The following is a 24,512-nucleotide window of genomic DNA, read 5'->3' on the forward strand; positions in this document are numbered from 1 at the left end:
GACCGTGCCCTGGCTGGCGGTCGCTTCGGCCGCGATCGTCCTGGCCCTGTGCCTGATGCTCGGCCTGAAGCTGATCTCGCCCACGCGGTTCGCCCAGATCCTCGCCGGCCTCGCCTCGGGGCTCGCCCTCGCCCTGACCCTGTCGCGCCTGTCCGCCGGAGGTCATCATGGCTGACGAACGTCTGACCGAGGACCCGCTGTTCCTGGCCTGCACGCGGCCGGCCATGATCCTGGGCGTGCCCATGGAGGCCATGGGCGTCAACGTCATCGTCTCGGGCGTCGTCTTCCTCGTCGGCGGCAGCCTGCTCTATCTGCTCGTCGCCCCGGCCCTGCATTTGGTCTTCCGGGCGATCTGCCGGGCGGACCACAACGCCTTCCGGCTCCTCTTCGTCTATGTCGACACCAAGGGCCGGTCGCGCAATGCGGGCCTCTGGGGCGGGAGTTCGGCGACGCCCCTCCCCCTCGTCCGCCGCTATCGCCTGGCGGAGCTGACCCGTGGCTGAGGGCGGGGTTCCTCCGGCGCGCCTGCGGCGGGAGGCCGACGCCCGGCCGCACCTGCCCTATGCGCGTCATGTCTCCGACCATGTGGTCACGCTCGACAGCGGCGCCCTGATGATGGTGTTCCAGATCGACGGAGCCAGCTTCGAGACCGCCGACGCCCGGGACCTCAACGACTGGCACGTCAAGCTCAACCAGGCCTGGCGCAATCTCGCCGACGACCGGCTGGCGGTCTGGCATCATGTGGTCCGGCGTCCGGTGGAGCTGGAACGCTCCTCCGGGTTTCGATCGACCTTCGCCGGCGAACTCGGCGCCCTCTACGACCATCGGGTCGCGCGCCGGCAGCTCTGGATCAACGAGCTGTTCGTCACCCTCGTCCTTCATCCGGGTCGCGACGCGGGCGACCGGGCCGCGGCGCTCGCGAAACGCCTGAAGGCGGCGCGCCGCAGCGACGGCGAGGTCGAGGTCGCCCATATCCGGCGCCTCGAGGAGGCCGGGCGCGACCTGGCCCAGTACCTTGGGCGGTACGCGCCGCGCCGGCTCGGTCTCTACGAACGCGACGGCCTGTGGTTCTCCGAGCCGATGGAGGTCATGCGGCTCGTCTTGACCGGACGCCGGTCGCCGGTCCCGCTCGTGTTCGGCCACCTCGGCTCGGCGGTCTACACCGTGCGCGCCATCTTCGGTCGCGAGACCCTCGAGCTGCGCGACGCGGCCGATGCGCGCTACGCCGGCGTCCTGGCCATCAAGGAGTATCCGGCGACGACCCGGCCCGGACTGTGGGACGACCTGCTGAGCGTCCGCTTCGGCTTGAGCACATTGAGGGTGAGCGAAAGGCCTTCGCCCCATCCGCTCCCGAAGTCGTAGCGGACCTGGCCGTCCAGGGTGATCCAGTCATCGATCCCGCGTCCGTTGACCCGATCGCGTCCTCCGCTGACGTGGTTGAGGGCGCTGCCGAGGGTGAGCGGGCCCCGCTGCCACTGGGCGCCGAAGCGGCCCCGCCACCGGGCGGGAAAGTTCGGGGCGCCGAGCAGGTCCTCGGTGGGCGACGCAGCCGTGACCGTCCGGTCGTTGGTCAGCAGATGGGTCACGCTCGCGTCGAGCGAGATGTCATCCGACCCCAGGGTGAAGCGATAGCGGGTCGAAAGGTCGAGCCCCTCGACCTCCACGGCCGAAGCATTGACGTAGCGGTTATCGATGACGGCGCCGTAGGCGGTCGCCGGGAAGACGTTCGGATTGAAGTTGCCCGGGTGGCCGAGCAGGGACTGGACATAGGCCCGGTCGTCCGCGTTTGAGCCGGGGCTCACATAGCGGATGAAAGGGGCCAGGGTCGGATCATTGAGCGCATTGATCAGGTTCTCCGCGACCGGGGTCGCGATCCGGTCCTCGAAGGTCGTCCGGAACCAGCCGCCCTCGATCCGGAGACCTTCGGCGGCGGCGGGCGTCCAGACGAAGCCCGCCGTCCAGGACTCCGCGGTCTCCGGGATGAGATTCGGGTTGCCCCCGTACTGGACGATGCTGATCACATTGGCGCCGGCGCGGTCCAGGAACACCGGGCCGAGCCGGTAGGCGCTGTTCAACTCCCTCAGCGAAGGGGCGCGGAACGAGGTGCCGTAGCTGGCGCGCAGGAGCAGGTCGGGGGTCGGGTTGTAGAGGACGCCGACCTTGGGATTGCTGGTCTGGCCGATCCCCTCATGGTCCTCGACACGACCGGCAAGGGACAGCTCCAACCGTTCGAGGCCGGGCCGGGCGTTGTCGGGCCCCACGAGCGGCGCGCGCAGTTCGACGAAGGCGGCCGAGACGTCGCGCTCGAACGCCGTCGGGGCGGCGATGCGCGGCGCTGCGCCGGAGATGAAATTCTCGCCGGAGGTTTCGAAGCGCTCCTGGCGATAGTCGACACCGACGGCCATGCGCAGGTCCCCGCCTGGCAGGGCGAAGAGGACGCCGTCGGCTTTGAGGTTGAAGGAGCCGACCGTGCTGATGTTCTCGGACCGAAGGTAGCCGGACCCGATGAAGGCCAACAGGGCCGGGCTATGGGCGGCGGGATCGCCATAGGGATTGAAGTAGCCGTCGACGGCCGGGTTGAAGGTGGTTCCCGGATTGTTCGGCGTAGAGCCGAGGGCTTCGTCGAGCCGGGTCGTCTGGACCCGGTTCGAGGCCATAAGCCCGGTAGTCTCCCGACCTCCGCTCAGATAGGCCGCGAGGTTCCATCCGGCGAGTTCACCCGTGACCCCGACGGCGCCGCCGACGCTGCGGGAGAAGCCTTCGTCACGGCCCGGCCCCAGGTCGTTGATGAAGGAATAGGCGATCTCCTGATAGGGCTCGCCCGCCACCGGCACGAAGAAGGGATTGTCCGGCGTCACGAACAGGATGCCGATGTCGGCCACCGACTCCTGGATGTAGGTCCGGTCGGTGTAGCGAAGGTCGCCGTCCAGACTGAAACCACCCGGAAGGTCCTGCCGGCCCGCCACGAAAAGGCTGTGCCGGCGCTGGTGCGGCAGGCTCCACAGGCCCTCCATCTGATTGGTCAGATTGACTTCGCCCGGGCGAAAGTCTCCAGGCGGGAGGCCCACGCCGTTCTGATTGCGTGGGATGGCGTAGACCGGTTCATAGGATCCGCTGACCGGATCGAACGCCATGAGGTTGCCCGGGGCCGCGTAGGTGAAGCGCCAGTCCGAGCCGCCCAGCGGGCGCAGGTCCGCATTCGCGGTTGCGCGACGGTCGGCGGCGCGCAACTCGCCGCGGTCGTGGAATTCGTAAGCGGCGAGGAGGCCGCCGTTGGACCAGTTGAAACCGCCGCTGTGAGACAGGAGAGTCTCCTCGGCCCCGCCGTCGCTGGTGCCGCCAACACGTAGCCGGGTTTCGGCGCCGTCGAACCGTGACTTCAGGATGATGTTGACCACACCGCCGACCGCGTCTGCGCCGTAGAGGGCCGACGCGCCGTCGAGCAGCACATCCGCTCGGGCGATGGCGCTGCTGGGAAGATTGGAGATGTCCGAGAAGTCGCCGGCGCTGCCCGTGCCCGCGATCCGCCGGCCGTTGACCAGGACGAGGGTTGCATCCGCGCCCAGACCCCGCAGGTTCACCCCGGTCGCATAAGCCGAGTTTCGGCTCGTGCGGTCTGCGCCTGTCCCGGCAGACCCCTCATAGGCCGCCCCGGTGAAGTTCTGCGGCAAGGCGGCGAGGGTCTCGGCGACCGTCGCGCGGCCTTGCCGGGCGATGTCGTCCTGGGTGATGACGGTGACCGGCGACGGACTGTCCGCGCCCCGCAGATAGGTCCCCGTGACCACGATTTCTTCAAGCTGGGTGGCCTGCGGTTCGGCCTCGGCGCGGGCTGAGGGATCAACGAGCACGAAGACCGTCGGGCGGCTCTGGCGATAGGCCAGGCCCGTCCCGCGCAGGAGCTCCGCGAGCGCGGCCTCAGGAGTGTATTCGCCGGTGAGGGCGCGAGCCTGTCGGCCGGTTACCAGCGCGCTGGGATAGAGGATCTGCAGGCCGCTCTGCTGGGCGAACACCGGCAGGCTACGCTCAAGCGGCCCGGCGCCGATGCTGAACGTCCGGACGGCCTCGGTCGATTGCGCGATGACCGGCGTCGCGACACCCAGCATGAGCGCAGCGAGCGCGGTTGAAGTGAACCTGTGACCCATGATCTCCCCCTCTTTTCTACCCGCGGCTTTGCGGGGCGGGGAGGAGACGTTGGGTCGCGGGGCGTCCCCTAAGTCCGGACGCAGATTATTTTCATGCCGGCCCCGAAAGGATCAGATGGCCGTCGGCCGCCGTGGCGGCTTCAAGGTGATAGAGGTCGCGCAGGGCGGCGACGAAGCCGTCGATGTCCCCGGCGTTGAAAACGCCGCTGACCCGGATCGACGAGATGCGTTCGTCGCGAAGCTCGATCGGTTTGGAGGTGTAGCGGTTCACCTCCGTCACGGCCGCAGCGATCGGCGTGTTCTCAAAGGTCAGCCGGCCGACTGTCCAACTGGTTTCGGCCGGGACATTGACCGCGACGACCCGGGGCGTTGGACCCGAGGTGGTGACCTGCTGGCCGGGCTCCAGGGTCCATTGGGCCGTCCTCGAGGACGGCTTGTGAACGTCGACGCGCCCTTCGACCAGGACGACACGCGCCCCGGAGCCGGATCGCCGAACGTCAAAGCGCGTGCCGACGGCGGTGACCTCCGTGTCGCCCGCCTGGACGAAGAAAGGCCGCGCGGCGTCGCCCTCGACCTCAAACATGGCGCGTCCTGCTGCGAGCGTGACCACGCGACGGGCGTCGGTGAAGCGAACGGTGACCCGCGAGTCCGTGTCGAGGACGATGCGGGAACCGTCTTCCAGCCGCACGGTGCGTTGCTCGCCGATGGCCGTGGCGTAGGCGTCCGGCCGCTGCAGGGACCACCAGGTCAGGCTCGCGGCTCCGATCACAAGCGCCATGGCGCCCGCGACGCCGAGCGGGATCAGACGGCCGGCGTCCCGCATCCGACGGCGCGGGCGCGCCTTTTCGACTCGACTCAAGGCCTCGTCGGCGAGCCCCGCCATCCCGGGGCTTTGCGCCAGCGTCCCTGCCGCGTCCCACATGGCTTCGAGACGGCTGAAAGCGCGCGCGTTCTCCGGGTCTCGCCGCCACGCGCTGAACGCCTTCACGTCGGCGGTCGTGACCTTGCGCTGGTTCAACTTGCTGAACCAGTCGGCGGCTTCCTTGCGCCTGATGTCGGCTTCAGCCTCGATCATCATCCGTTGCCTACAGGTCCAGCCGAGACGCGCAGTACTGAAGCGCCCTGGACATTCGCCATTCCACCGTTTTCACGCTGATCTCGAGCGACACGGAGATCTCGGGATAAGTCATACCGCCAAAGCGGTTCAAGACGAAGACGTCGCGGTAGAGTTGCGGCATGGACCGGATAACCTGTTCGAGAAGGACTTGGTCGAACTGCGGCGCGGCCTCGGCCTCGGCAGGTCTTTGAAGCGCCTGGCTCTGGCGGCGTCGGCCCTCTCTTCGGCTTTCATCGCGGACCAGATTGAGGGCGATCTGCAGCAGGAACGCTTTTGGATGGCGGATGTCCGACACGGCGTAAGGCGCCGCCCTGAGGTAGGTCTCCTGGACGACATCCGCCGCAGCGTCGGCGCCGATGTGAGGGCGCAACCGGCGATCCAGCCAGACGGCGTATCGCCGGTAGAGACGGTTGATCCCGTCCTGCGCCTCCACCCCCAGCTGCTTCGTATCGGTCACCACGGATCTCCGACCTCTCGACGAGAGGGGCGGGAATCCCGGCGTGGCCGCGCGATTCCGGGCAGGCGCGCCGACGCGCGCGCTCAGATGGCGGCAACCGGCCGACGCACAGAGCGGCAGCCGTCGATGATTTGATATCGCACAGGGGATTCCAGGCCCCTATCGGCGCGAACGCCGACATCGAAGCATGAATCAAACGGAATCCCGACGCAAGCGGGAGGGGTCGGGCGTTGGAATCCTCTGCGATCGAGGCCCGTTACTTCAGCGCGCAGCGCCGCCTCCGTCAGCGACGAACCCCGGCTCCGGCTGTGCGCCTATCTCGCGGCGCCCGACGGCTCCGCTGTAGGCGCGACCCTTCTACGGTTCAACCGGCGCCGTCGGACCGCAAGAAACCTGCGGGCGGCCCGCAATTGATCGACGTTGCCCGGGTCCGAACCCGCCGTGTACGGAGAAAGTCGGACAACCCGTGGTGTAATATGGAAGCTGTCTCCGAAGATCCGGACCGTGGATCGCCCGCGGTCAGCCTGAGCCCGCGCGAACAGGAATGCCTGCAATGGGTCTGTCGCGGGAAGAGCTCCTCCGACATCGGAACCATATTGTCGCTGTCGCCCCGCACCGTGGACAGCTATCTTGAGAAGGTCTGTTCCAAACTCCGGGTCCGGACCCGGATCGAAGCGGTCGCCTCGGCGGTCCGGCGCGGTCTGATCGACCCGGGATGAGGGAAGGGGGCGGGCCAGGAACTTCTGTGATGAAGCCCGGCGTTTCGCCGCCGATCGCCGCCGACGTTTGCACGTCCCCTGGCTCTCGATCGGCGCCTATCGTTCCCGGAACCCGCCGCCGGTAAGTCTAGATCGGGCAGCGCAAGCGCGCCAGCCGGGCTTGACCCCCGGCAGCAGCGGAGCAAGACACCCAGATGGCTAAATACACGCCGCTCGCAGCCTTTCTCAGACGTCAGAAGGGCGCCGAGGTGGACCTGTCGTTTCGGGACATCGAGCGGATCGTCGGCGGCATCTTGCCCAAGGCGGCCTCGCTGGAGGACTGGTGGCGCGCGAATCCGGCGAGGGAGCAAATGCCCCAGCACCTCGCCTTCGCCGACGCGGGCTTCGTCGCCGAACCGCGGACGCGGGCCGAAACCGTCCGTTTCATCCGGGTTGCGGGAGTGGGCGTCACAGGGAGCGCGGCGCGGCTCAGCGCGGCGAAGACCGAGAGTTGACGCCTGTCTGCTCCGGACAGACCTCCGATCCGTCGGAGCGCCTGCCGGAGTGGTTCAGATCGGGCGGTCAGTTATGGTCGGCGTGACCCTGGGGAGCCGGAGCATCTGAGGGCGCCGGCGCGGGCGGCGCGGGTTCGGCGGGCGGCGGAGCGTCGGACTTCATCTTGTCGCAGCAGCTCATGGCGGCGTCAGCGGCCATATCCTTGCAGCATTCGCAGCCTTCGGCGGCCAGGGCCGCTCCAGCGCTCAGGGCCAGAATCGCGCCGGCGGCGGCCAGCAGGTTGGAAACTCGCATCGTCGTTCTCCTAGTGAACCATGAAGCTGACAGAGCCGGACATCTTGTGGCCGTCCGGACCTTCAGCGGTCCAGGCGGCGGTGTAGGTTCCCGGGGCAAGCCGGGGAAGGGCCACGCTGACGGTCGCGGCGGCCGGTGCGGCGGGGGCATTCACGACCACCGGGGCCTGCCCCTCGGCGCTCAGGGTCACCGTCTTCAGGACCATCGCATGGGGGAAGGTGACGCTGAAGCGTTCTGGCGATCCGTGGGTCATGGCCCCGTTCGCCGGAACCGTGGTGACGGCCGATTGAGGCTCGGCGGCCTGCGTCTGCATATTGTGCCCGGCGTGCGGATCCTGGGCGGCGGCGGCGCCGGCGAAGGCCAGGGCGGCCGTGAGGGTGAGAATGCGGATCATGGGGTGGTCTCCTTAGGTCAGAACCAGGCCTTGAGGCCGACGACGAAGCGGGTGTCATCAGCCTCACCGCCTCGGGCTTCGATGTAGTCGGCGGTGTTTCCGAGCGCCCGGCTCCACTCAACGCCGACATAGGGGGCGAACTCCTTGCGGAACTCGTAGCGCAGGCGCAGGCCCGCCTCTATGGACGACAAGCCCGAGCCGATCTCCAACTCCGGAATGTCGCTGGCTGAGGCGTCGATTTCGAGGCGGGGCTGGAGGATCAGGCGCTGGGTGATGCGCTGGTCGTATTCGGCCTCGACGCGGGCGGTCAGGTCGCCCTCGGTGGAGAGGAAGGCGGCCGCGTCGATCTCCCACCAATAGGGCGCCAGGCCCTGGAGGCCGAGGACCAGGTGCGTCGTATCCTCGCCGTCGGGCCGGAAATCCTGACGCACGCCGGCCTGCACATCCCAGAACGGCGCTATCGCGCGGCTGTAAAGCGCTTGGAGTTCGGCCTCTTCCAACTTGCCGCCAAAGTCGCCTTCGCCCTCGGACTTCCACCAGAAGCGATTGATGTCGCCGCCGCTCCAGCCCTGGACGTCCCAGAGATACGACTCCTCAGCACCGCCGAAGCCGGCTTCGAGACGATCGATGATGACGGCGGTGGTGCGGACCTCGCCGTTCTCGCGAACCAGAATCTGACGGGCGGCCGCCATCGCTTCGGCGCCAAAGACCAGATCGGCGGCGTGCGTGGGGCCGCTCAGGGCGGCGACTGGGAGCGGGTCCTCCGGAGGACGGCCGGGATTGTCGGCGCTGGTCGGCACGTCCGGCGGTCCCATACTCATGGTCGACATATCATGCCCGGCACGAGGGTCGACCTGGGTGGAGGGCATGGCGGACATGTCGTGGCCGGCGTGCGGATCGGGCTGCGCCGTCGGCGGCATTGTCGACATGTCGTGACCCGCATGCGGATCAACGACCGGGGGCTCAGCCGGCATCTGATGGCCGGCGTGAGGGTCGGCAGCTGGCGGCGTTTGCGCGGGCGGCATGACATGACCGGCGTGCGGGTCTTGCGCCGGCGGCGGGGTGGACGTCTGAGGCCGAACGGCCGGAGCGGGCGTGGCTCGCGGCGCCGCGGTCGCCGGCATGACATGGCCCGCGTGCGGGTCCTGCGCTTGGGCGGTGACGGCGCTGGCGGCGAGGATCAGCGGAGCGAGGGCGACGGCGAAGCGGTTCATGACGCGGCTCCGTCCATGGGCCGGACCGTCACGACATTGAACATGCCGGCGTGCATGTGCATCAGCATGTGGCAGTGGAAGGCCCAGTCGCCGGGCGCGTCGGCGGTCAGGTCGAAGGTCACCTTGCCCCCGGGCGCGACGTTTACCGTGTGCTTCAGCGGCTGATGCCCCGGGGGACCGCCGGTCACCAGTTCGAAGAAGTGGCCGTGCAGGTGGATGGGGTGGGCCATCATGGTGTCGTTCACCAAGGTCACGCGCACCCGCTCATTCCGCTCGAAACGGATGGGTTCGACCAGTTCACTGAACTTCCGCCCGTCGAAGCCCCACATGAACCGCTCCATATTGCCGGTCAGGTGTATTTCCATGGTCCGCGACGGCGGGCGTTGGTCCTTGTTCGGCTGCAGCGACACCAGGTCGGTGTAGACGAGAACGCGGTGATCGACGTTGGTCAGGCCGATCGGCCGCTCGCCGAGGCGGTTGGCGGGGGCCATGGCTATCGCGTCGACGCCCACGCCGACCGCCATGTCCGGCGGGGCGTTCTCGGGATCTCGCATGTTCATGCCTGACATGGACATTCCGCCCATCTCGCCCGCCGGCGCCGCGCCTTGGGCTGGGGCGCCGTGGTCCATGCCGGCCATCGTGCCGTGGTCCATTCCGGACATGCCGCCCATTGAGCCGTGATCCATTCCGCCCATGCCCATGTCTCGCATGGTCAGGTTCGGGACCTCGCGCAGCGGCGGAACCTCGGCGGTCATGCCCAGGCGCGGCGCAAGGGTGGCGCGGCCCATCCCCGAGCGATCGATCGCCTCCGAGACGATGGTGTAGGCCCGGTCTTCAGTCGGCCGGACGATGACGTCGTAGGTTTCGGCGACCGAGATCTGGAACTCGTCGGTCTCGACCGGGCGGACGTTCTCGCCGTCGGCCTGCACCACGGTCATCGGCAAGCCGGGGATGCGGACGTTGAAGATCGACATGGCCGAGGCGTTGATGATGCGCAGCCGCACGCGCTCGCCGGGGCTGAAAAGGCCGGTCCAGTTCTCCTGCGGCCCGTGGCCGTTGATCAAATAGGTATAGGTCGAGCCGCTGACGTCGAGGATGTCGCGCGGGTCCATCCGCATCTCACCCCACATGCGCCGCTCCTCCAGGCTCATGCGGTCGCTGCCGTTGATCAGACCGGCGAGCGTGGTGCGCTGCCGGTTGAAGTAGCCCGGGCTCTTCTTCAGCTTCTCCAGGATTTCGTGTGGGTGCATAAAGCTCCAGTCCGACAGGACCAGCACATGCTCGCGGTCGTAGGCGACGGGATCGGCGCCTGCCGGGTCGATGACGATCGGACCGTAGTGGCCCATCGCCTCCTGAAGATTCGAGTGGCTGTGGTACCAGAAGGTGCCTGACTGCTTGATCGGGAACTCATAGACGAAGGTTTCCCGCGGCTTGATGCCCGGGAAGCTGATGCCCGGGACGCCGTCCATTTGGAACGGCAGCAATAGGCCGTGCCAATGGATCGAAGTGTCCTCATCCAGCCCGTTGGTCACGGAGAGTCGCACGTTCTGTCCCTCGCGCAGGCGCAGCAAGGGCGCCGGGAGCACTCCGTTGATCGTCACGGCATGGCCGGTCCGCCCCCCGACCGTGAAGGGCGAGTGGCCGACCGTCAGGTCGATGTTGGGCCCGCTCAACGTCGGCAGGGCCGTTCTCAAGCCCGCCGTACCGGTCTGCGCCCAGGCCGGCAGAAGTCCCTGCAGGCCAAGCAGCCCGCCGCCAACGGCGGCGCCCCTGAGAAGCATTCGGCGATCGAAACTTGGCATGGGCATAAGCGTGGGGTTCCTCGGACGCGTGTCGGCTTCTGGTTGACATACGCACGTCGGCGACAACGCCCTTGCGTCAGGTCGCCACACCGCGAAAAGAAACGCCCTTCGCCATCGGGCGGGCCGATGAGATCAAGCACCTCCCGGAACGGCCATGTCCTCGGCAAGTCGCTTGCGGGCGCGGGCGATCCGCGTCTCCACGGCCTTGGTCGTGACGCCCAGGATCGCCGCGATTTCGCCGTGCGAGCGACCTTCGAGCGTAGCGAGCAGGAGAGGGGCCTTGAGGCCGTCAGGCAGGCGGGTCAGCGCGCTGCGCAGCGCCTCGGCGCGACGGCGATCGTCCAGTCGGGCTTCGGGAGATGGCGTTTCCATCCGGACCGCTGACGCTTCGGGGGCGTCGAGGCCCATGACGCCGCGCACCACCCGACGCACCGCACGCCGACGGCTCCAGTCCCTGCATTTGTTCAGGGCGATCGAGCGGAGCCAGACCTCGAAGGGGCGAGCCGGATCGTACCTTCGCAGGGCGAGCCATGCGGCGGTGTAAGTTTCCTGGAGCAGGTCGTGCGCTTCCGCTTCGTCGCCGACATAGCGGCGCACGAACCTGTAGAGATCGCCCTTGGTCGCCGCCATCAAGGCGCCGAACGCGCCGGCGTCGCCGCCAGCCGCGCGGGCTTCAATGCTGTCGCCGTCCTTCACGCGCCGCGCCTAGCCGGCGTCGGCACGCAGGGCGTCCACCACGGCGGCGTCGAAGACCTCGGCCTGCGCGGGGGTGAGCACCGACCGCATCTCGAAGACGTGGGCGATGGTCGCCTTCTGCAGATCGCCCATGGCCACGTGGAAGTGATCCACCGCCGCCTGCACCTGGGGCGTGTTCCCATCGCTTGCAGCGATGGCGGCGGCGAGCTCGCGGTTGGCGGCTCGCACTTCTGCCTCCAGCCCGGGGCGGCGCGCGGCGAAGCGCGCTTCGATCGCGTCCAGACGACCATCCTGTTCAGCGCTCAGGTTCAACTGCTCATGGACGACGCTATGCAGGCTCGGCGGCTGACGCTCGCGCATGACCCAGGTTGCGCTCGCCCAGGTCGCCGCGCCGCTGGCGAGCGCCGCCAGCACGGCTGTCAGGACGATCGATTTCCAGCGCGCTCTCATCCCCGGGCATCCAGTGGACCGAGCGGCGACAGGCCCGCCGAGACGGTGAAGATGCGCAACTCAGAGGGCTCAGGCCGCGGCGACGCCACGAGGAGCAATCCACCGTTGGCCACGCCGAGCACGAGCGCCAGCCCTACGGCGGCGACCCGAACCTGGCCCATTGACGCCGCCTCCCGGCGCACGGCGATCCGTGTCCAGACAGCGTCTTCCAGGCCGTCCAGCCGCCCCGCATCGTCTGGCCCTTCCGCCGCAATCAGTCGTTCGATCTCATCAGTCATTGCGCACCTGCATCACGCCCCCTTTGCCATACGCGCCAAACCGTCCGGCCCCTTACGAGGGGACGAGATGTCCGCCGCGTAGATACCAGAGAACGACCGGGAGGACCCGCTCGTGTCGGGGGAGGCGATGTGAGCGAGAGGACAGATCCGGCCGCGGGTCCGTTTCCGGATCGGCTCGATCCGCTGACGGGGGTGAGGTTCTTCCTCGCGCTCGGCGTGGTGCTGTTTCACTACCAGCTGCAATGGACGCTGCCCGAAGGTGCGGCCGGACTGTTAAACCGGGCCCGTCTCGGGGTCGATATCTTCTTCATCCTGTCTGGGTTCATCCTCACCCACGTTTACCTGCAGGGTGATCAGCCAGTGAACTACAGGCGGTTCATCGCGGCGCGGTTCGCGCGCATATACCCGGCGCATTTGTTCATCCTGTTGGCGATGCTGTTGCTGGTGCTCGCCGCGCCGGTGTTGGGCATCGGCCTGGAGCCCGGGCGGTTCAATCCTGCGGATTTTCTGGCCACCCTCTTTTTGGTTCAGGCCTGGTTGCCGCGAGACGGGATGGTCCTGTGGAACGGGCCCGCCTGGTCGCTGTCAGCCGAATGGTTCGTCTATCTCGCTTTTCCAGCCTATGCTGCGGTCGCCCTGCGGTTTCGACACAGGCCATGGATGCTCGTAGCCGCGGCGACGAGCCTGTTCATCCTGCTGGATGCGATCTACCGGCATTGGTTCGGCTCGGTTCTGCCCCGGGCGGAAGACAATATGGGCGTCTTGCGCATCATTCCGGAGTTCCTGCTCGGGATTGGCCTCTACTATCTCGGAGCGCGCTGGGCGCCGTCCCCGCGCGTCGCGATCGTCGGCGCCGTCGGAGCCACCGCGCTCCTCTTGCTCGCTATGCAGATCGGGGCCGATGATCGCCTTATCGTCGCCGCGTCGGGACCCTTCGTTCTCGCCTTGGCGCTGCTCGCCAAGGCGGGTGTCAGAACCTTCCTGTCGCACCCGGTCGCAATCTTCGCCGGTGAGGCCTCGTTCGCCCTCTACCTCGTCCATATTCCGATCCTGATGGTCTGGCGCAATGCCGCCCAGGCCATCGGGGGCTGGCCGGGCGACTATCGAATGGGGCTTCTGGAACTGGCGGCGATGCTGGCGGTGACCCTCGCCGCGGCGGCCGCCATCTATGGTCTGGTCGAGCGACCGAGCCGCCAGTGGCTGAGGCGGCGCACCTTCGGTCGGATGCCGGATGCCGACGCCAGACGCACCGTTCACAGCGATCAGGGAGAGCCCTTTTGACGACCGCCTACCTCCACCGAAGGCTTTTCTTAGGCGCCGCCGTCAGCGTCGCCCTGACCGGAACAGCCTGCGCCCAGACCCAGGCGTCGAGAACCCTCACGGTCTTCAAGACGCCAACCTGTGCGTGCTGCGACGCCTGGATCTCGCACATGCGGGAGGCTGGCTTCAACACGACCATCACCGTTCTGCCGAGCCTCCAATCCGTCCGCAGCAGCCGGGGGCTTCCGGACAGCCTGGCCTCCTGCCACACCGGGTTGATTGATGGCTATGTCGTAGAGGGCCATGTTCCGGCACGGGACGTCATACGGTTGCTTGCCGAGCGGCCGGCAGCGCTCGGTCTCGCGGTTCCGGCCATGCCCCTCGGTTCGCCCGGCATGGAGACGCCGCAGGGACACAAGGACCCTTACGACACGCTGCTGGTGCTTCGCTCCGGCGCGACGCAGGTGTTCGCCCGTCACAACCCGCCCACCTGACCTGACCTTGTCTCACCTGATTCATAAGCCGGAGCCCATCATGTCCCCCAAACCTCTCGTTCTCGCCCTCTCTCTCGCCGTCCTGTCGGTGACGCCCGCTGTCGCGCAGGACCATTCTCACGGCCATGCCCAGACCGCGGGGTCGATCAGCGCGGAAGCGACGGAGGCGGCCACGACCGTCGATGCCTTCCATGCCGCGCTCAAGGCCGGTGACACATCTGCCGCCCTGTTGCTTCTGGCCCCCGACGTCATGATCTTTGAAGAGGGCGGAGCGGAGCGCTCGCGCGACGAATACGCCTCTCACCATCTTGCGTCGGACGCCGCCTTCGCGGCCGCGTCGGACAATGTCGTAAGCCGCAGATCGGGCTGGGCGGACGGCGATGTGGCGTGGATCACGAGCGAAGGCCGCACCACCGGTCAGTTCAACGGACGCGCCGTGGACCGTCTGACAACGGAAACCATGGTGCTAAAGCGCCACGCCGACGGCTGGCGCATCCATCACATTCACTGGTCGTCGCGCGCTCCGCGGTAATCCGCCTCTCCGGTTTGAACGCCTCAGTGCGAAAGCGCGCGGCGTTCAGACCGTATTTGTCCGCTTAAGCCGGGATCCGGGAAGCCCGATGGGAGGACGTGACAACATCTCGACCTCGGAGAATGGCGCCACGACCGCAGCGGTGCTCCACGCCGCGGGCCACTAGATCGTCGGATCACGTCGCGACCGGCGGAGGGAGGGTGCCCATAAGCGCGACGACGGCGAGGACGACGAGCCCGAGGGCCGTCTCCGTGACGATACTGCGCCGCAGCCGTCGAACCGCCGAGATTGACTGTCCTGTGTGCTCCAGTTCCAGACGCAGGGCGGGTGTCAGGCGGAAACGGTTGTCCGCCGCCAGGCCCAGCATCAGCACGAAGAGCGCCAGCTTGGCGATCAGAAGCTGTCCATAGAGGCTTTCGCCAAGGTTCACGAAACGCTCCGATCCGACGAGGAACCAGCTGTTCGCGAGACCCGTGGCCACAAGAAGGACTACGGCGAGCGTGCCCAGGCCCGAGAACCCATGCAAGGCACGGTAGAGGGCCCCATCGTCGACCCCGGGGCGGCGAAGCAGCAGGATCGTCAGCGCTACAAGCGCACCAAGCCAAAGGGCCGCCCCGACGGAATGGACCATGTCGGAGGCGAGGTGGACCAGGCCCTCGGGGCCTTCTGTCGCCGCGCCGTGTCCAGTCCAAGCGAAGCTCGCGACCACGAAGAGCCCAAGGCCTAGCGAGATGCTCCAGGCCGTCTTGCCCGGTCTCAAGGCCAGGACCGCGACGACGGCTGCGAGGGCGAGGGCGGCCCGCGCGACCATGGCTTTCCCCAAGGCCGTGCCGGTGATCATGAAAGACAGAGACACAGGCTTGATGGCTTCCGCCAGCGAGCCCGCCATGACCACTGTCTGTGCGAGTAGCGCCAGGAGCGCGCTCGCGACGACGACCAAACCTGACCCTATCAGGATCGCGCGCGACCAGGTGAGATCCACGCCGTCGCCGCGCCTGAAGGTGTACAACAGGAACAACGGCGTCCCGAGAAGGACGACGGCTCCGGCGTACTGGAGCCACCGGAGCGCGACGACCGCGATCTCGAGCACGGCGTCAGCGCACCGTGAAGGTGTACGAGCCGGTCATGCGGTGACCGTCGCTCGAGGCGATGCGCCAGTCGACGCGATAGTCGCCAGCAGTCAGCGGTCGCGTCAGAGTCCCGGTCAGGGTCTTGCCGTCTTCAGCGACCGAAGTGCGGACCGCGAGCTTCTCGCCGGCCGAGTTGACCACGTCGAAGCCGGAGAACGCAGGCACAGAGCGCTCGCTGAAGGTCAAGGTCAGTGTGCGGGTCGCACCGACCGTGGCGTTCGGTGCGGGCGTGGCGCTGACAAGACGGGCGTGAGCCGCAGCTGGTCCAGCGGCGAGGACGACCGCAGCCGCCAAGGCGACATAGGGAACGGGGTTGAATGCACGCATACTGTGTCTCCTGACGATTGGCCGCTCCGGCCTTCGACTAGTCTACGCGTCGCGTCGACATTCCCCTCGCCAACGGCCGCCGACGTTGGATGGCCTCACTCCGTGGAAACGACGACAAACCTCGCGGCGGCGAGCGAAGCCGCCTGCCGTCGCCTCGAACGGGAATGGCCGCTTGGCGGGACCAGCGGAAATGTCCCGCCGGAAAGCCCTCAGAGCCGATCCTGAATGGCCTGCATCTGGCGGATCTCGCGCTCCTGCGCCTCGACGATCTCTCCGCACAGCGCGACCAGTTCTGGGTCGCTCAGCTTGGCCTTGCCGCACATCAGGATCGCGCCGGAGTGGTGGGGGATCATCCCGCGAATGAGTTCCTTGTCGCCGATCGCCGCCTGGGTGCGCATGGCGTAGAAGCTGCCCGCGAAGATGATCATCGCGGTCAGCCCGATGGCGAGGTTGAGACGATTGTTCGGATACATCTCGCGCATCAGAACCAGCATAAGGATGGCCATTGGTGCGACCATCATCAGCGTCATGTAGACGTTGTTCAGATTGAAGTTGAAGTGATCGAGCGTCGCGATCATCGTGAACATCACCAAATACATGATGATGAAGTGGACGATGAGTTCAATCGCCAGGTTGCGATAGCTCTTGTCGTGCATGAGGGACCTCCCGCCGGCGAACCGACGCCGACGATCGACGCCGTCCAAAAGCACATACGCGCGGGCAGACCATTTCCCGCGCGTAATCGTCCCGCATCAGGCTCCGGGCTGCACCGAACCCGCGGCGGGGGCTGTTGCGCTGGATCGATGTTGCGCGACCCACTGCTCCAGCTCCGTGATCTCCTGGCGCTGCATGGTAATCGTCTTTTCGGCCATCTGGCGGAGCGCGGCATCGGGGTTTTCCCGCATCAGGACCTCCGACATAGCGATGGCGCCCCGGTGGTGCTCGATCATCTTCAGGGCATAGGTCTCCTGCGGGTCTGCGCCGTGCGCCTGCATCATGGCCTGATGCATCTGCTGTTCGGACGCGGAATAGGGCGTCTCAGGCCCCGCCATCGGCTGGGCCGCCGGAGCGCTTTGTTCAGTCGCCGAGCCCGCATCGGCCGTCTCGGTTCTATCGGCCTGACCCGCAGGACTGCACGCGGTCAGGAGCACGGACAGGGCGGCGGTCGCCAGACCGGCGTTCAGCTTGATCGACATCTTCGTTCTCCGAAAGTGATGATCAACGAACAGTTCTGGCTATGGGACGTTCCGGTCCTCACGCTTGCGCGGCTACGCAGTCGGATTGCGTTTTTCCAGGCGGGACGGATGCCGGCCATCCCACCCGTTCGCCAAGACAGGGCACGATTTCAAACCTTTTCACCCTGAAAGGCTGAAATGATCGGACACGGTCCGCTGTCGTTCGCCGCGCAGGCGCTCGCCAGTCGGCGCAACGCCGCTCTCGCCGTCTCAAGATCGGAGATGGTTCGATCGAGCGCTTCCAGCCTCTCCGCCGCCAGCACACGGGCGCGCGTGCGGTCTTCGCCAGCGTCGAGCGACAACAGCTCTTTGATCTGCTCCAGGGTAAAGCCCGCCGTCTGTGCGGAGCGGATGAACCTCAGCCGGCGCACGTCCTCCTCGCCATAACGTCGAACCCCCGCGCCGGCGCCATCGCGAGACCACCTATCGGGCGTCGGAAGCAATCCGCGACGCTGATAAAAGCGAACAGTCTCCACCCCGACGCCGCCGTCTCTCGCCAACCCTGCGATAGTCCGAACGTTCATGCTTGACTCCGTATCACGGTACGGAACTTAAGACCTGCAGCTCAGATTTGAAGATCAAGGAGCCTGGAATGACCAAGACCGCTGTCATCTATCGGATGGTAATGCCCGACCACACCTGTCCGTGGGGGCTCAAGGCCCGGCATCTGCTCAAGAGTCGGGGCTACAAGGTCGAGGACCACTGGCTCACCACCCGCGACCAGACCGACGCCTTCAAGGCCGAGCACGGCGTCAAGACGACCCCTCAGGTCTTCATCGACGGTCAGCGTGTCGGCGGCCACGACGATTTGCGCCGCTATCTCGGTCTCAAGGTCCGCGATCCCAAGGCGACCACCTACACGCCGGTCCTCGTCGTCTTCCTGACTACCGCCGTGATGGCGACGATGCTCAGCCTGACGATTTTCGGCACGCCGTTCACCCTGCGGGCAGGGGAGTGGTTCATCGCCCTGTCGATGATGGCCCTGGCCATGCTGAAGCTCCAGAACCTCGAGAGCTTCTCATCCATGTTCCTGAACTACGACCTGCTGGCCAAGCGGTGGGTGCCATACGGCAAGGTCTATCCGTTCGCCGAGTTCGGGGCGGGTGCGTTGATGGTCTCGGGCGTCCTGACCTGGTTGTCGGTTCCGGTGGCCCTCTTCATCGGCGGCATTGGTGCGGTCTCGGTCTTCAAGGCCGTCTACATCGACAAGCGCGAACTGAAATGCGCCTGCGTCGGGGGAGACAGCAATGTGCCGCTTGGCTTCCTGTCCCTCACCGAGAACCTGATGATGATCGCCATGGCGATCTGGATGCTGGTCATGGATTACGCTCTGCCGGCGTCAGCGATGGCGATGTAGGTTCTGCTCATGCTAGTCTAGCGTAGGCAAGTGAACGGGCGGGAATCGATCGTTGAACCTAGATCGGGATTGTCAATACGTCCCGAAAGACTGCGCGATCACGCGGTTTTTACATCGGTTTATTTAGCTAATGTTTTCAAGAGCTGAGCAATCGATCGGCTGCCGAGCCGGTGTCCGACAGAGTGGAGTGTAACAACTCCATTTAATTCATGGCGTTATCGACATCTGAGCAATCGAGTGGGAGTGAGGGGCGGCGGGCATGCGGGTGCGGCCTCTGGCGATTTGGTTGACGCCAGGGCGACATTAGCGGTCGGGTTGGGATAGCGCGAACCCGTAGATCTACGGTGGTGAAGGGTGCCGGAGATGCTCGATCTCTCGTGGGTATTTGGGGTCCGCTTCTGACTCATTGCTGACCTTCCGAAGGTCCGCTTCCGGCGGAATGGAAGTTTGTGTCTAGTGGGACCACACTTTTCGTGTCCCGACCAACACTGAGAAAGAGGGGGATGGGCGGGACGTGGCGATGGCCTTCGCCTCGCAGCTAGATGGTCGCCTTGCACCAGATCGTTTCGATCGAAACTGTACCTACGAGCATCCGATGAATTGGGCACTTGTCGGCGATCTCCAGCAACCGGATCCTCTGTTCCTCCGGTAGCCCAGTCGGCAGAGTGATTGTTCGGGTGAACTGATCCGACGGTGTCGCCCCCAAGTCCCGGGTCAACAAGACCTCGACGGACATGGCGCCCAAGGTCCAGCCTTTCCGGTTGGCGTACAGGCGCAGGGTCTGGGCCGTACAGGAGGCGAGCGCCGCCTGCACCAGCTCGTGAGGGGTCGGACCGAGATCCAGCCCGCCCAGGGCGACGGGTTCGTCGACCACGAAGCGGGCGGGGCCCGCGGTGATCGTCAGTTGTAGGCCGCCGAGACCGGCGTCGGTCGCGATCGAGGGCCGGGAAGCTGCGTCGGTCATGGGAATCCTTCGGCGAAGTTTGGAAAACAGGGACGCCGTCGCCTGCCTTGGCGACGGCGACTACATGAGCATGTTCGACGGCGTCGGATGATCAGGCGTCCGCCAGGACCGCGAGCGCGGCGTCGCGCTCCTCGATCAACTCCTGCACCGAAGCGGCCAGACCGGCGCGCGTGAAGGCGTCGAGCTCCAGACCCGTGACGGGCGCATAGACGCCGTCGCGGCAGGTCGTCGGCACACCGCAGACCAGCCCTTCGGGAATGTCGTACTGGCCGATCGAGGCGACGCCCATCGAAACCCAACGGCCGTTCGAGCCCTGCACCCAGTCGCGCATATGGTTGATGGCGGCGTTGGCGGCCGAGGCCGCCGAGGAGGCGCCGCGGGCTTCCAGCACGGCCGTGCCGCGACGGGCCACCTCAGGGATGAGGGTGTCGCGATACCAGGTCTCGTCGTTGATGAGCCCGGCCAGAGACTGGCCCTCCACGGTCGCATGGCTCCAGTCGGCGAACATGGTCGGGGAGTGATTGCCCCAGACCGCGAGCTTCTCCACGGCATCGACGGGGACGCCCGCGCGGCGCGCGAACTGGGCGGCGGCGCGGTTGTGGTCGAGGCGGATCATCGAGGTGATGGCGCCGGGCGGCAGATCCGGCGCGGACTGGATCGCCACCCAGGCATTGGTGTTCGCCGGATTGCCAACCACCAGAACCTTGACGGAGCGTTTGGCGACCGCGTTCAGGGCCGCGCCCTGGGTCTTGAAGATGGCGGCGTTGGCCGCCAGCAGGTCGCGGCGCTCCATGCCCTTGGCGCGGGGGCGCGACCCGACCAGAAAGGCGGCGTCGATGTCGTCGAAGGCGATAATGGGGTCGTCGGTGGTCTGGATGGAGGTTAGTAGCGGAAAGGCGCAATCGTCCAGCTCCATGACCACGCCCTGGAGCGCCGCCTGAGCCTGAGGCAGGTCGAGGAGGCGAAGATCGATCGGGGTGTCGGGCCCGAACACATCGCCCTGGGCCAGGCGGAACAGCAGGGCGTAGGCGATCTGGCCGGCGGCGCCGGAGACGGCGACCTTGACGGGGGCGTTGGGCATCGGAACCTCAGGATTGCGGGGTTTGAGAAAGGGCTTGGTCGATCGAGGCGGAGACGGCTTCGAGGGTCAGGGCGGTGTCCAGACGTCGGTGCTGGACGAAGAGCGTCGGCGTTCCATTCACCCCGGCGTCGCGGGCACGGGCGACACGGCGCTCCAGGGCCGCGATGGCCTCGGGATCGGTGATGCAGGATTGAAGCCGCGCCTCGCTGATGCCGAACCGCGCCGCGATCCTCAGGAGGGCGTCGCGCGGGCCGCCGCCGTTCGCCCATTCGGACTGGCCGTGCATCAGGGCGTCGATGACCTCGAAATAGCGATCTTCGCCTGCGCACCGCGCCAGCAGAACGCCGGCGGCGGAGAGGTTGGCGGGGCCGGTGATGAATTCGCGATAGATCAGCCGGACCCGCCCGGCGTCGATGTAGCGCCGCCGGAGTTCGGGCAGCACCTCGATGGCGAAGCGGGCGCAGGGGCCGCAGGTGGTCGAGGCGTATTCGATCAGGGTCACGGGCGCGTCAGCCTGGCCCAGCACCATGTCGTCGGCTTCGGCCGCGCGCGGCGCACAGGCGGTGATCAAGGCGCCGACGCCGCCCGCCATGAGGACGCGGCGTGACGGCGTGAAAAGGTCATGAGGCATTGGTGATTCCAGAAAGGACGGAGTGGAGGCGGATCAGCGTGCGCAAGGGATGTCGCGCTTGGCCGCCTCGGCGAGGCAGGGGGCGACGAACAGGTCTCCGCGCCAGGCGCCGCGCACCGTACGGGCGCCGACGATCAGCCACAGCACCAGCAGTGCGGCGACCAGGGCCATGCCGAACAGGTTGAAGGCCGGGATGGGGAGCAGGGTTCCCAGCTTCAGCGTCGCGACAGAGAAGACGCCGAGTGGGAAGGTGTAGCCCCACCAGCCCAGATTGAACGGCAGGCCCTGACGCAAGTAGCGCAGGGTGATCAGCACGGCCATCGCGGCCCACCACAGGCCGTAGGCCCACAGCAGCAGGCCGCCGATCAGGCCGATCCCGCGCGCGGCGTCGCCGTACTGGCCCAGACCGGCGGCGGTGAAGATGGCGGGCGCGGCCTGGCCGAGCACCAGCATGCCGAGCGCGCCCGTGCCGATCGGGCCCAGCGACAGCCAGCTGGAGGCCGCCATACCGGCGTGCGGCAGTTTGTGGATCGCCATGCGGAGCACGAGGATGACCAGGATGCTCATCGCCAGCGGCACGGACAGGGCCCACAGGCCATAGCTGACTACCAGCACCGACAGGGCGGCGTTCGGGTCCGCGAGGTGCGGCGCGATCAGGCCGCCGGTGACGGCCGCGACCTCGGCCGCCACGACCGGCAGCAGCCAGACGGCCGTCATCTGGTCGATGGCGTGCTCCTGGCGGGTGAACATCATGAAGGGGATGCCGATGCCGCAGGCGACGGCAAGGGCCACGTCGATCCACCACAGGGCTTCGGCGACCGGCACGACGCCTTCGCCCCAGCGCGCCAGGCCGAAGGCCATCAGGCCGTTGATGATGGTCGCCAGCCCCATCGGGATGCAGCCGAAGAACATCGACACGACCGAATGGCCGAAGATTCGTCGCGCGCCGTCGAAGAAGAAGATCCAGCGCGCCGCGTAGAGAACGGTGAACAGGGCGAACAGGCCGATGTTGAAAACCCACAGGGCTTCGGCGACGATTTTTACGCCGGGTATGGGGACCGGAAGCTGGTTCAGCGCCAGGGCGAGGATGCCGGTTCCCATGGTGGCGGCGAACCAGTTCGGCGTGAACTGCCGCACGATCTCCCTGGGCGATTGCAGACTCGCCAACGGGCGAAGGCCGAAGGCGACGTCGCGAACGTGAATGTCATGAGCCATGAGAGGTTATCCAGACGAGCGGTCAGCCCGCGGTGAAGCGATAGACGGCGCCGAGCACGACGGCGGTGACCAGAAGGCAGGCGGGCAGGGTCAGCATCTGCAACGCGGCTTCGCGGCCGCTGATCCAGCCCGTGTCGATGATCACGCGACCGGCGAGGCAATCGTTCAAGGAGCGGATGCGCTCGCCCGGCGCAGGCGTATCGGCCAGCAGGCTCATCCCGGTGAGAAGGCCGAAGAACATCAGGCCGAGAACGGTGATGAAGCCCAGGGCGAGCATCGCCTCGCCGTGACCGAACACCAGCCAGAACACGGCCACCATGGCGGCGTAGAGACCCGCGACCGCCTTGACCATTGCGGGGTGAACGCCGGTAAGGCCGACGCCAGGCTGGACCCGGTGCAAGGTCTCGCCGGATTGGGTCGCGGCGATGGGAGAAGGCGGAATGAAAGGCGTCTGCGGTTTTACATTCTCAGGACCGATGGCCTGGCGCCTGGCGACGGACCTGCGGCCTTGGCGCATGGCCGGAGCGGCGAGAAGGGTGGTCATGGCGGCTCTCCTTTCGGAGTGGAGGCCAGTCTTCGGCGCGCTCCTCGACATCCGGGATGCGCCTCTTGGATCATCAGCTCCAACGGATGTTTTAGATAGGTTTGTTCGCTTTGATCGAATGAACGCCCTAGGGGGTGATCAGCGCGGCTGCCCACGCAAAGGCGGCCTGCAGGCCAAGACGATGCTCGGGGGCGGTGTTGATGAACGTCGGGCTCGGGTGTGGCGCGAGACACAGCTCCACTTCAGGCCGCAGGCGGGTCAGCGTCGGAGCCGCCATCGCGGCGACGCGGCCGCACAATACCGCGGCCCTGAGGCGATGAAGCGGGGTGACCAGTCCCTCTAGCGTGGTCAGGCCGGAGGCGATCTCCTGTCTTGTCAGCGGTCGCGCGGACCCCGAGCGAAGCCAGGGGACCGTGTTCCAAAGGACGATGCGGCGGCGGTCGAGCCCCGCTGCTTCCATCGCGCGCTTCAGGTTGCGCGCGGTGCCCGTGGGATTGTCGATGGAGACGAGGCGATCCGCTTGCGGTCCCGGGGCCGGTGTCTCCAGAAGCACAAGGATTTCCGCCTCGTCTCCACCGTCGAGGGGGTCGAACTTCGGCGTACCTTGTTGAGCGCCCACGCCCCTATCCAGAGCTCTCAGGAATCCGTTCAGTCCCTCGAGATGCGTGTGAGGCGGCGCGCGGTCATTCACCAGTGAAGGCCAGACACCGCCTTGACGAGCCGACGCGCTCAATGGCGTGACGCCGTCAGGGACGCCAGGAACACCTCGCCCGCCTTTGAGCGATAGCGCTGCTTGTGCCGCAGGAGCCAGAACGGGCGGTCGGGCAAGGTCAGGGGCAGGGCGGCGAGGATGCCGGCGCGCAGGCGCGCGGCGACGACATTGCGCGACACGACCGTCGCTCCCGCACCGGCCTCGACGGCGGCGGCGACCGCCTCATTCCCGGGCAAGGTCATGGCCACGTCCAGAGCGTCGATGGCCAGCCCGCGCTGATTGAGGGCCGTCTCAAAAGCCGACCGGGTGCCGGAGCCGGGCTCGCGCAACACCCAGGTCATTTGCTTCAGGTCCGGCGGCCCGGCGCCGTCCTGGGCGGCGGGGTGGTCGGCCGCCACGACCAGCACCAGTTCGTCGTGATCCAGAACCGAACGGCTCAACGCCGGCTCGTTCAGTTCGCCCTCGACCAGACCCAGTTCAGCGCAGCCCTCCAGGACAGCGTCGGCCACCTCGCGCGTATTGCCGATCGAGACCTCGATGCGGATGCCGGGATGAGCCTGATGAAACCGGGTCAGTCGGGCGGGAAGCCACCAGCCGGCGATGGTCTGGCTGGCGTGGATCGACAGTCGTCCGCGTTTCAGGCCGCCCAGGTCGTCGAGCGCGTCCTGCGCCGCCTCGACACGGGCGAGGATCGCCTTGGCCTCGACGAGGAAGGTTGCGCCCGCCTCGTTCAGGACGATGTTGCGGCCAACGCGGTCGAACAGGGCGACGCCGTGGCGGCCCTCCAGCGTCGTCACCGCCGAGCTGACCGCCGACTGGGTCAGGTTCAGGGCCTCGGCGGCGCGGGTTACGTGCTGGCGCTCGGCGACGGCGACGAAGATGCGGAGCTGGTCCAGGGTCATGGGACAATCCTAACCCACGAAGCGGCGACTTCGACAGGGAACGTTCGGCGACGGCGAACGTTCCGAGCGG

General features: G+C 67.0%; 30 protein-coding genes and 1 pseudogene. 9 read left to right on the forward strand and 22 right to left on the reverse strand.

The window, feature by feature from the left end:
- Window positions 1–4 precede the first annotated feature (4 nt).
- From JX001_RS07795 to JX001_RS16260, 3 genes are read left to right on the forward strand one after another with little or no spacing between them, the layout of a single operon-like run.
- Complete coding sequence (locus tag JX001_RS07795) at window positions 5–175, forward strand: hypothetical protein (protein ID WP_205682989.1); 171 nt, start codon at window positions 5–7, stop codon at window positions 173–175.
- Window positions 168–503 (forward strand): VirB3 family type IV secretion system protein, encoded by a 336-nt coding sequence (locus JX001_RS07800; RefSeq protein ID WP_066624953.1) that lies wholly within the window; start codon window positions 168–170, stop codon window positions 501–503. The genes JX001_RS07795 and JX001_RS07800 overlap by 8 nt, the downstream gene beginning before the upstream one ends.
- Window positions 496–1,362 carry a VirB4 family type IV secretion/conjugal transfer ATPase gene (locus JX001_RS16260; RefSeq protein ID WP_241004800.1) on the forward strand — a complete coding sequence of 289 codons (867 nt, stop codon included), beginning with the start codon at window positions 496–498 and terminating at the stop codon, window positions 1,360–1,362. The genes JX001_RS07800 and JX001_RS16260 overlap by 8 nt, the downstream gene beginning before the upstream one ends.
- Window positions 1,363–1,370: 8 nt before the next feature.
- On the opposite strand, the pseudogene JX001_RS07805 reads toward JX001_RS16260, so the two are convergent.
- From JX001_RS07805 to JX001_RS07815, 3 genes and pseudogenes are all read right to left on the reverse strand, one after another.
- A pseudogene (locus tag JX001_RS07805) lies at window positions 1,371–4,142 on the reverse strand (TonB-dependent receptor domain-containing protein); the annotation flags it as partial.
- A gap of 91 nt (window positions 4,143–4,233) precedes the next feature.
- Window positions 4,234–5,220: a FecR family protein gene (locus tag JX001_RS07810; protein WP_205682991.1), complete on the reverse strand. Its 987-nt coding sequence runs from the start codon at window positions 5,218–5,220 to the stop codon at window positions 4,234–4,236.
- Between the two features lie 7 nt (window positions 5,221–5,227).
- Window positions 5,228–5,716, reverse strand: a complete 489-nt coding sequence (locus tag JX001_RS07815) for an RNA polymerase sigma factor (protein WP_066625047.1) — start codon at window positions 5,714–5,716, stop codon at window positions 5,228–5,230.
- Window positions 5,717–6,192: 476 nt separating this feature from the next.
- Between JX001_RS07815 and JX001_RS07820 the strand changes: the two genes are divergently transcribed.
- Together JX001_RS07820 and JX001_RS07825 are read left to right on the forward strand one after the other, a co-directional pair.
- The gene (locus tag JX001_RS07820) at window positions 6,193–6,435 is read left to right on the forward strand and encodes a helix-turn-helix domain-containing protein (RefSeq protein WP_084375300.1); all 243 of its coding nucleotides are present in this window, start codon (window positions 6,193–6,195) and stop codon (window positions 6,433–6,435) included.
- Window positions 6,436–6,629: 194 nt separating this feature from the next.
- Entirely contained in the window at window positions 6,630–6,929 is a 300-nt protein-coding gene (locus JX001_RS07825) for a DUF7662 domain-containing protein (RefSeq protein ID WP_017505555.1), read from the forward strand.
- Between the two features lie 67 nt (window positions 6,930–6,996).
- Here JX001_RS07825 and JX001_RS07830 read toward each other — a convergent pair whose 3' ends face one another.
- From JX001_RS07830 to JX001_RS07860, 7 genes are all read right to left on the reverse strand, one after another.
- Entirely contained in the window at window positions 6,997–7,224 is a 228-nt protein-coding gene (locus tag JX001_RS07830; protein ID WP_017505554.1) for a hypothetical protein, read from the reverse strand.
- Between the two features lie 10 nt (window positions 7,225–7,234).
- Window positions 7,235–7,618, reverse strand: coding sequence for a copper resistance CopC family protein (locus JX001_RS07835; protein WP_017505553.1), 384 nt, complete (start codon window positions 7,616–7,618; stop codon window positions 7,235–7,237).
- Between the two features lie 17 nt (window positions 7,619–7,635).
- A complete protein-coding gene (locus JX001_RS07840; protein ID WP_241004801.1) occupies window positions 7,636–8,832 on the reverse strand; it encodes a copper resistance protein B in 1,197 nt (398 codons plus the stop codon).
- On the reverse strand, window positions 8,829–10,640 hold the full coding sequence (locus tag JX001_RS07845; protein WP_409514909.1) for a copper resistance system multicopper oxidase: 1,812 nt from the start codon (window positions 10,638–10,640) through the stop codon (window positions 8,829–8,831). The genes JX001_RS07840 and JX001_RS07845 overlap by 4 nt, the downstream gene beginning before the upstream one ends.
- Window positions 10,641–10,766: 126 nt before the next feature.
- Window positions 10,767–11,330 carry an RNA polymerase sigma factor gene (locus JX001_RS07850; RefSeq protein ID WP_017505550.1) on the reverse strand — a complete coding sequence of 188 codons (564 nt, stop codon included), beginning with the start codon at window positions 11,328–11,330 and terminating at the stop codon, window positions 10,767–10,769.
- A gap of 9 nt (window positions 11,331–11,339) precedes the next feature.
- On the reverse strand, window positions 11,340–11,780 hold the full coding sequence (locus JX001_RS07855) for a Spy/CpxP family protein refolding chaperone (RefSeq protein ID WP_017505549.1): 441 nt from the start codon (window positions 11,778–11,780) through the stop codon (window positions 11,340–11,342).
- Window positions 11,777–12,058 (reverse strand): hypothetical protein, encoded by a 282-nt coding sequence (locus JX001_RS07860; RefSeq protein ID WP_017505548.1) that lies wholly within the window; start codon window positions 12,056–12,058, stop codon window positions 11,777–11,779. The genes JX001_RS07855 and JX001_RS07860 overlap by 4 nt, the downstream gene beginning before the upstream one ends.
- Before the next feature lie 129 nt (window positions 12,059–12,187).
- On the opposite strand from JX001_RS07860, the gene JX001_RS07865 reads away from it, so the two are divergent.
- The 3 genes from JX001_RS07865 to JX001_RS07875 are packed head-to-tail and all read left to right on the forward strand — an operon-like array spanning window position 12,188 to window position 14,344.
- Window positions 12,188–13,339: an acyltransferase family protein gene (locus JX001_RS07865; RefSeq protein WP_155966146.1), complete on the forward strand. Its 1,152-nt coding sequence runs from the start codon at window positions 12,188–12,190 to the stop codon at window positions 13,337–13,339.
- The gene (locus JX001_RS07870; RefSeq protein WP_066629153.1) at window positions 13,336–13,812 is read left to right on the forward strand and encodes a DUF411 domain-containing protein; all 477 of its coding nucleotides are present in this window, start codon (window positions 13,336–13,338) and stop codon (window positions 13,810–13,812) included. Before JX001_RS07865 ends, JX001_RS07870 begins: the two co-directional genes overlap by 4 nt.
- Window positions 13,813–13,852: 40 nt before the next feature.
- Window positions 13,853–14,344 carry a YybH family protein gene (locus tag JX001_RS07875; RefSeq protein ID WP_017505545.1) on the forward strand — a complete coding sequence of 164 codons (492 nt, stop codon included), beginning with the start codon at window positions 13,853–13,855 and terminating at the stop codon, window positions 14,342–14,344.
- A gap of 175 nt (window positions 14,345–14,519) precedes the next feature.
- Here JX001_RS07875 and copD read toward each other — a convergent pair whose 3' ends face one another.
- The 5 genes from copD to JX001_RS07900 form a co-directional block, all read right to left on the reverse strand.
- Window positions 14,520–15,434 (reverse strand): copper homeostasis membrane protein CopD, encoded by a 915-nt coding sequence (gene copD / locus JX001_RS07880; protein ID WP_205682992.1) that lies wholly within the window; start codon window positions 15,432–15,434, stop codon window positions 14,520–14,522.
- 4 nt (window positions 15,435–15,438) lie between these two features.
- Entirely contained in the window at window positions 15,439–15,801 is a 363-nt protein-coding gene (gene copC / locus JX001_RS07885; RefSeq protein ID WP_205682993.1) for a copper homeostasis periplasmic binding protein CopC, read from the reverse strand.
- A gap of 209 nt (window positions 15,802–16,010) precedes the next feature.
- Window positions 16,011–16,457: a DUF305 domain-containing protein gene (locus JX001_RS07890; protein WP_205682994.1), complete on the reverse strand. Its 447-nt coding sequence runs from the start codon at window positions 16,455–16,457 to the stop codon at window positions 16,011–16,013.
- Window positions 16,458–16,553: 96 nt separating this feature from the next.
- Window positions 16,554–16,997: a DUF305 domain-containing protein gene (locus JX001_RS07895; protein WP_082503530.1), complete on the reverse strand. Its 444-nt coding sequence runs from the start codon at window positions 16,995–16,997 to the stop codon at window positions 16,554–16,556.
- Window positions 16,998–17,146: 149 nt separating this feature from the next.
- Window positions 17,147–17,560 carry a MerR family transcriptional regulator gene (locus JX001_RS07900; RefSeq protein WP_055808281.1) on the reverse strand — a complete coding sequence of 138 codons (414 nt, stop codon included), beginning with the start codon at window positions 17,558–17,560 and terminating at the stop codon, window positions 17,147–17,149.
- A gap of 68 nt (window positions 17,561–17,628) precedes the next feature.
- Here JX001_RS07900 and JX001_RS07905 point away from each other — a divergent pair, with 68 nt between their 5' ends.
- Window positions 17,629–18,393, forward strand: a complete 765-nt coding sequence (locus JX001_RS07905; protein ID WP_205682995.1) for a MauE/DoxX family redox-associated membrane protein — start codon at window positions 17,629–17,631, stop codon at window positions 18,391–18,393.
- A 538-nt stretch (window positions 18,394–18,931) separates the two neighbouring features.
- Here the strand turns inward: JX001_RS07905 and JX001_RS07910 are convergent.
- The 7 genes from JX001_RS07910 to JX001_RS07940 all read right to left on the reverse strand — a co-directional run bounded on the left by JX001_RS07910 (window position 18,932) and on the right by JX001_RS07940 (window position 24,442).
- Entirely contained in the window at window positions 18,932–19,357 is a 426-nt protein-coding gene (locus JX001_RS07910; RefSeq protein ID WP_055808285.1) for an OsmC family protein, read from the reverse strand.
- 91 nt (window positions 19,358–19,448) lie between these two features.
- On the reverse strand, window positions 19,449–20,438 hold the full coding sequence (locus JX001_RS07915) for a malate dehydrogenase (RefSeq protein ID WP_066550122.1): 990 nt from the start codon (window positions 20,436–20,438) through the stop codon (window positions 19,449–19,451).
- 7 nt (window positions 20,439–20,445) lie between these two features.
- Window positions 20,446–21,069 (reverse strand): DsbA family protein, encoded by a 624-nt coding sequence (locus JX001_RS07920; protein ID WP_082503531.1) that lies wholly within the window; start codon window positions 21,067–21,069, stop codon window positions 20,446–20,448.
- Between the two features lie 33 nt (window positions 21,070–21,102).
- Complete coding sequence (locus JX001_RS07925) at window positions 21,103–22,284, reverse strand: TDT family transporter (protein ID WP_055808292.1); 1,182 nt, start codon at window positions 22,282–22,284, stop codon at window positions 21,103–21,105.
- 22 nt (window positions 22,285–22,306) lie between these two features.
- Entirely contained in the window at window positions 22,307–22,828 is a 522-nt protein-coding gene (locus tag JX001_RS07930; protein ID WP_156363211.1) for a hypothetical protein, read from the reverse strand.
- A gap of 127 nt (window positions 22,829–22,955) precedes the next feature.
- Window positions 22,956–23,447 carry a uracil-DNA glycosylase gene (locus tag JX001_RS07935; protein ID WP_165116552.1) on the reverse strand — a complete coding sequence of 164 codons (492 nt, stop codon included), beginning with the start codon at window positions 23,445–23,447 and terminating at the stop codon, window positions 22,956–22,958.
- A gap of 110 nt (window positions 23,448–23,557) precedes the next feature.
- Window positions 23,558–24,442: a LysR substrate-binding domain-containing protein gene (locus tag JX001_RS07940; protein ID WP_055808299.1), complete on the reverse strand. Its 885-nt coding sequence runs from the start codon at window positions 24,440–24,442 to the stop codon at window positions 23,558–23,560.
- Between the last annotated feature and the right edge of the window lie 70 nt (window positions 24,443–24,512).

This window comes from Brevundimonas fontaquae (genome assembly GCF_017086445.1).
Classification (GTDB): Bacteria; Pseudomonadota; Alphaproteobacteria; order Caulobacterales; family Caulobacteraceae; genus Brevundimonas; species Brevundimonas fontaquae.

What these genes read in the sequence shown, in the direction of transcription:
- JX001_RS07800 (WP_066624953.1), top strand. Translation starts at nt 168, where the DNA reads ATGGCTGACGAACGTCTGACCGAGGACCCGCTGTTCCTGGCCTGCACG.
- JX001_RS07810 (WP_205682991.1), bottom strand. Translation starts at nt 5,220, where the DNA reads ATGATGATCGAGGCTGAAGCCGACATCAGGCGCAAGGAAGCCGCCGAC.
- JX001_RS07820 (WP_084375300.1), top strand. Translation starts at nt 6,193, where the DNA reads ATGGAAGCTGTCTCCGAAGATCCGGACCGTGGATCGCCCGCGGTCAGC.
- JX001_RS07825 (WP_017505555.1), top strand. Translation starts at nt 6,630, where the DNA reads ATGGCTAAATACACGCCGCTCGCAGCCTTTCTCAGACGTCAGAAGGGC.
- JX001_RS07830 (WP_017505554.1), bottom strand. Translation starts at nt 7,224, where the DNA reads ATGCGAGTTTCCAACCTGCTGGCCGCCGCCGGCGCGATTCTGGCCCTG.
- JX001_RS07835 (WP_017505553.1), bottom strand. Translation starts at nt 7,618, where the DNA reads ATGATCCGCATTCTCACCCTCACGGCCGCCCTGGCCTTCGCCGGCGCC.
- JX001_RS07840 (WP_241004801.1), bottom strand. Translation starts at nt 8,832, where the DNA reads ATGAACCGCTTCGCCGTCGCCCTCGCTCCGCTGATCCTCGCCGCCAGC.
- JX001_RS07845 (WP_409514909.1), bottom strand. Translation starts at nt 10,640, where the DNA reads ATGCCCATGCCAAGTTTCGATCGCCGAATGCTTCTCAGGGGCGCCGCC.
- JX001_RS07855 (WP_017505549.1), bottom strand. Translation starts at nt 11,780, where the DNA reads ATGAGAGCGCGCTGGAAATCGATCGTCCTGACAGCCGTGCTGGCGGCG.
- JX001_RS07860 (WP_017505548.1), bottom strand. Translation starts at nt 12,058, where the DNA reads ATGACTGATGAGATCGAACGACTGATTGCGGCGGAAGGGCCAGACGAT.
- JX001_RS07875 (WP_017505545.1), top strand. Translation starts at nt 13,853, where the DNA reads ATGTCCCCCAAACCTCTCGTTCTCGCCCTCTCTCTCGCCGTCCTGTCG.
- copC (WP_205682993.1), bottom strand. Translation starts at nt 15,801, where the DNA reads ATGCGTGCATTCAACCCCGTTCCCTATGTCGCCTTGGCGGCTGCGGTC.
- JX001_RS07890 (WP_205682994.1), bottom strand. Translation starts at nt 16,457, where the DNA reads ATGCACGACAAGAGCTATCGCAACCTGGCGATTGAACTCATCGTCCAC.
- JX001_RS07895 (WP_082503530.1), bottom strand. Translation starts at nt 16,997, where the DNA reads ATGTCGATCAAGCTGAACGCCGGTCTGGCGACCGCCGCCCTGTCCGTG.
- JX001_RS07900 (WP_055808281.1), bottom strand. Translation starts at nt 17,560, where the DNA reads ATGAACGTTCGGACTATCGCAGGGTTGGCGAGAGACGGCGGCGTCGGG.
- JX001_RS07905 (WP_205682995.1), top strand. Translation starts at nt 17,629, where the DNA reads ATGACCAAGACCGCTGTCATCTATCGGATGGTAATGCCCGACCACACC.
- JX001_RS07910 (WP_055808285.1), bottom strand. Translation starts at nt 19,357, where the DNA reads ATGACCGACGCAGCTTCCCGGCCCTCGATCGCGACCGACGCCGGTCTC.
- JX001_RS07915 (WP_066550122.1), bottom strand. Translation starts at nt 20,438, where the DNA reads ATGCCCAACGCCCCCGTCAAGGTCGCCGTCTCCGGCGCCGCCGGCCAG.
- JX001_RS07920 (WP_082503531.1), bottom strand. Translation starts at nt 21,069, where the DNA reads ATGCCTCATGACCTTTTCACGCCGTCACGCCGCGTCCTCATGGCGGGC.
- JX001_RS07925 (WP_055808292.1), bottom strand. Translation starts at nt 22,284, where the DNA reads ATGGCTCATGACATTCACGTTCGCGACGTCGCCTTCGGCCTTCGCCCG.
- JX001_RS07930 (WP_156363211.1), bottom strand. Translation starts at nt 22,828, where the DNA reads ATGACCACCCTTCTCGCCGCTCCGGCCATGCGCCAAGGCCGCAGGTCC.
- JX001_RS07940 (WP_055808299.1), bottom strand. Translation starts at nt 24,442, where the DNA reads ATGACCCTGGACCAGCTCCGCATCTTCGTCGCCGTCGCCGAGCGCCAG.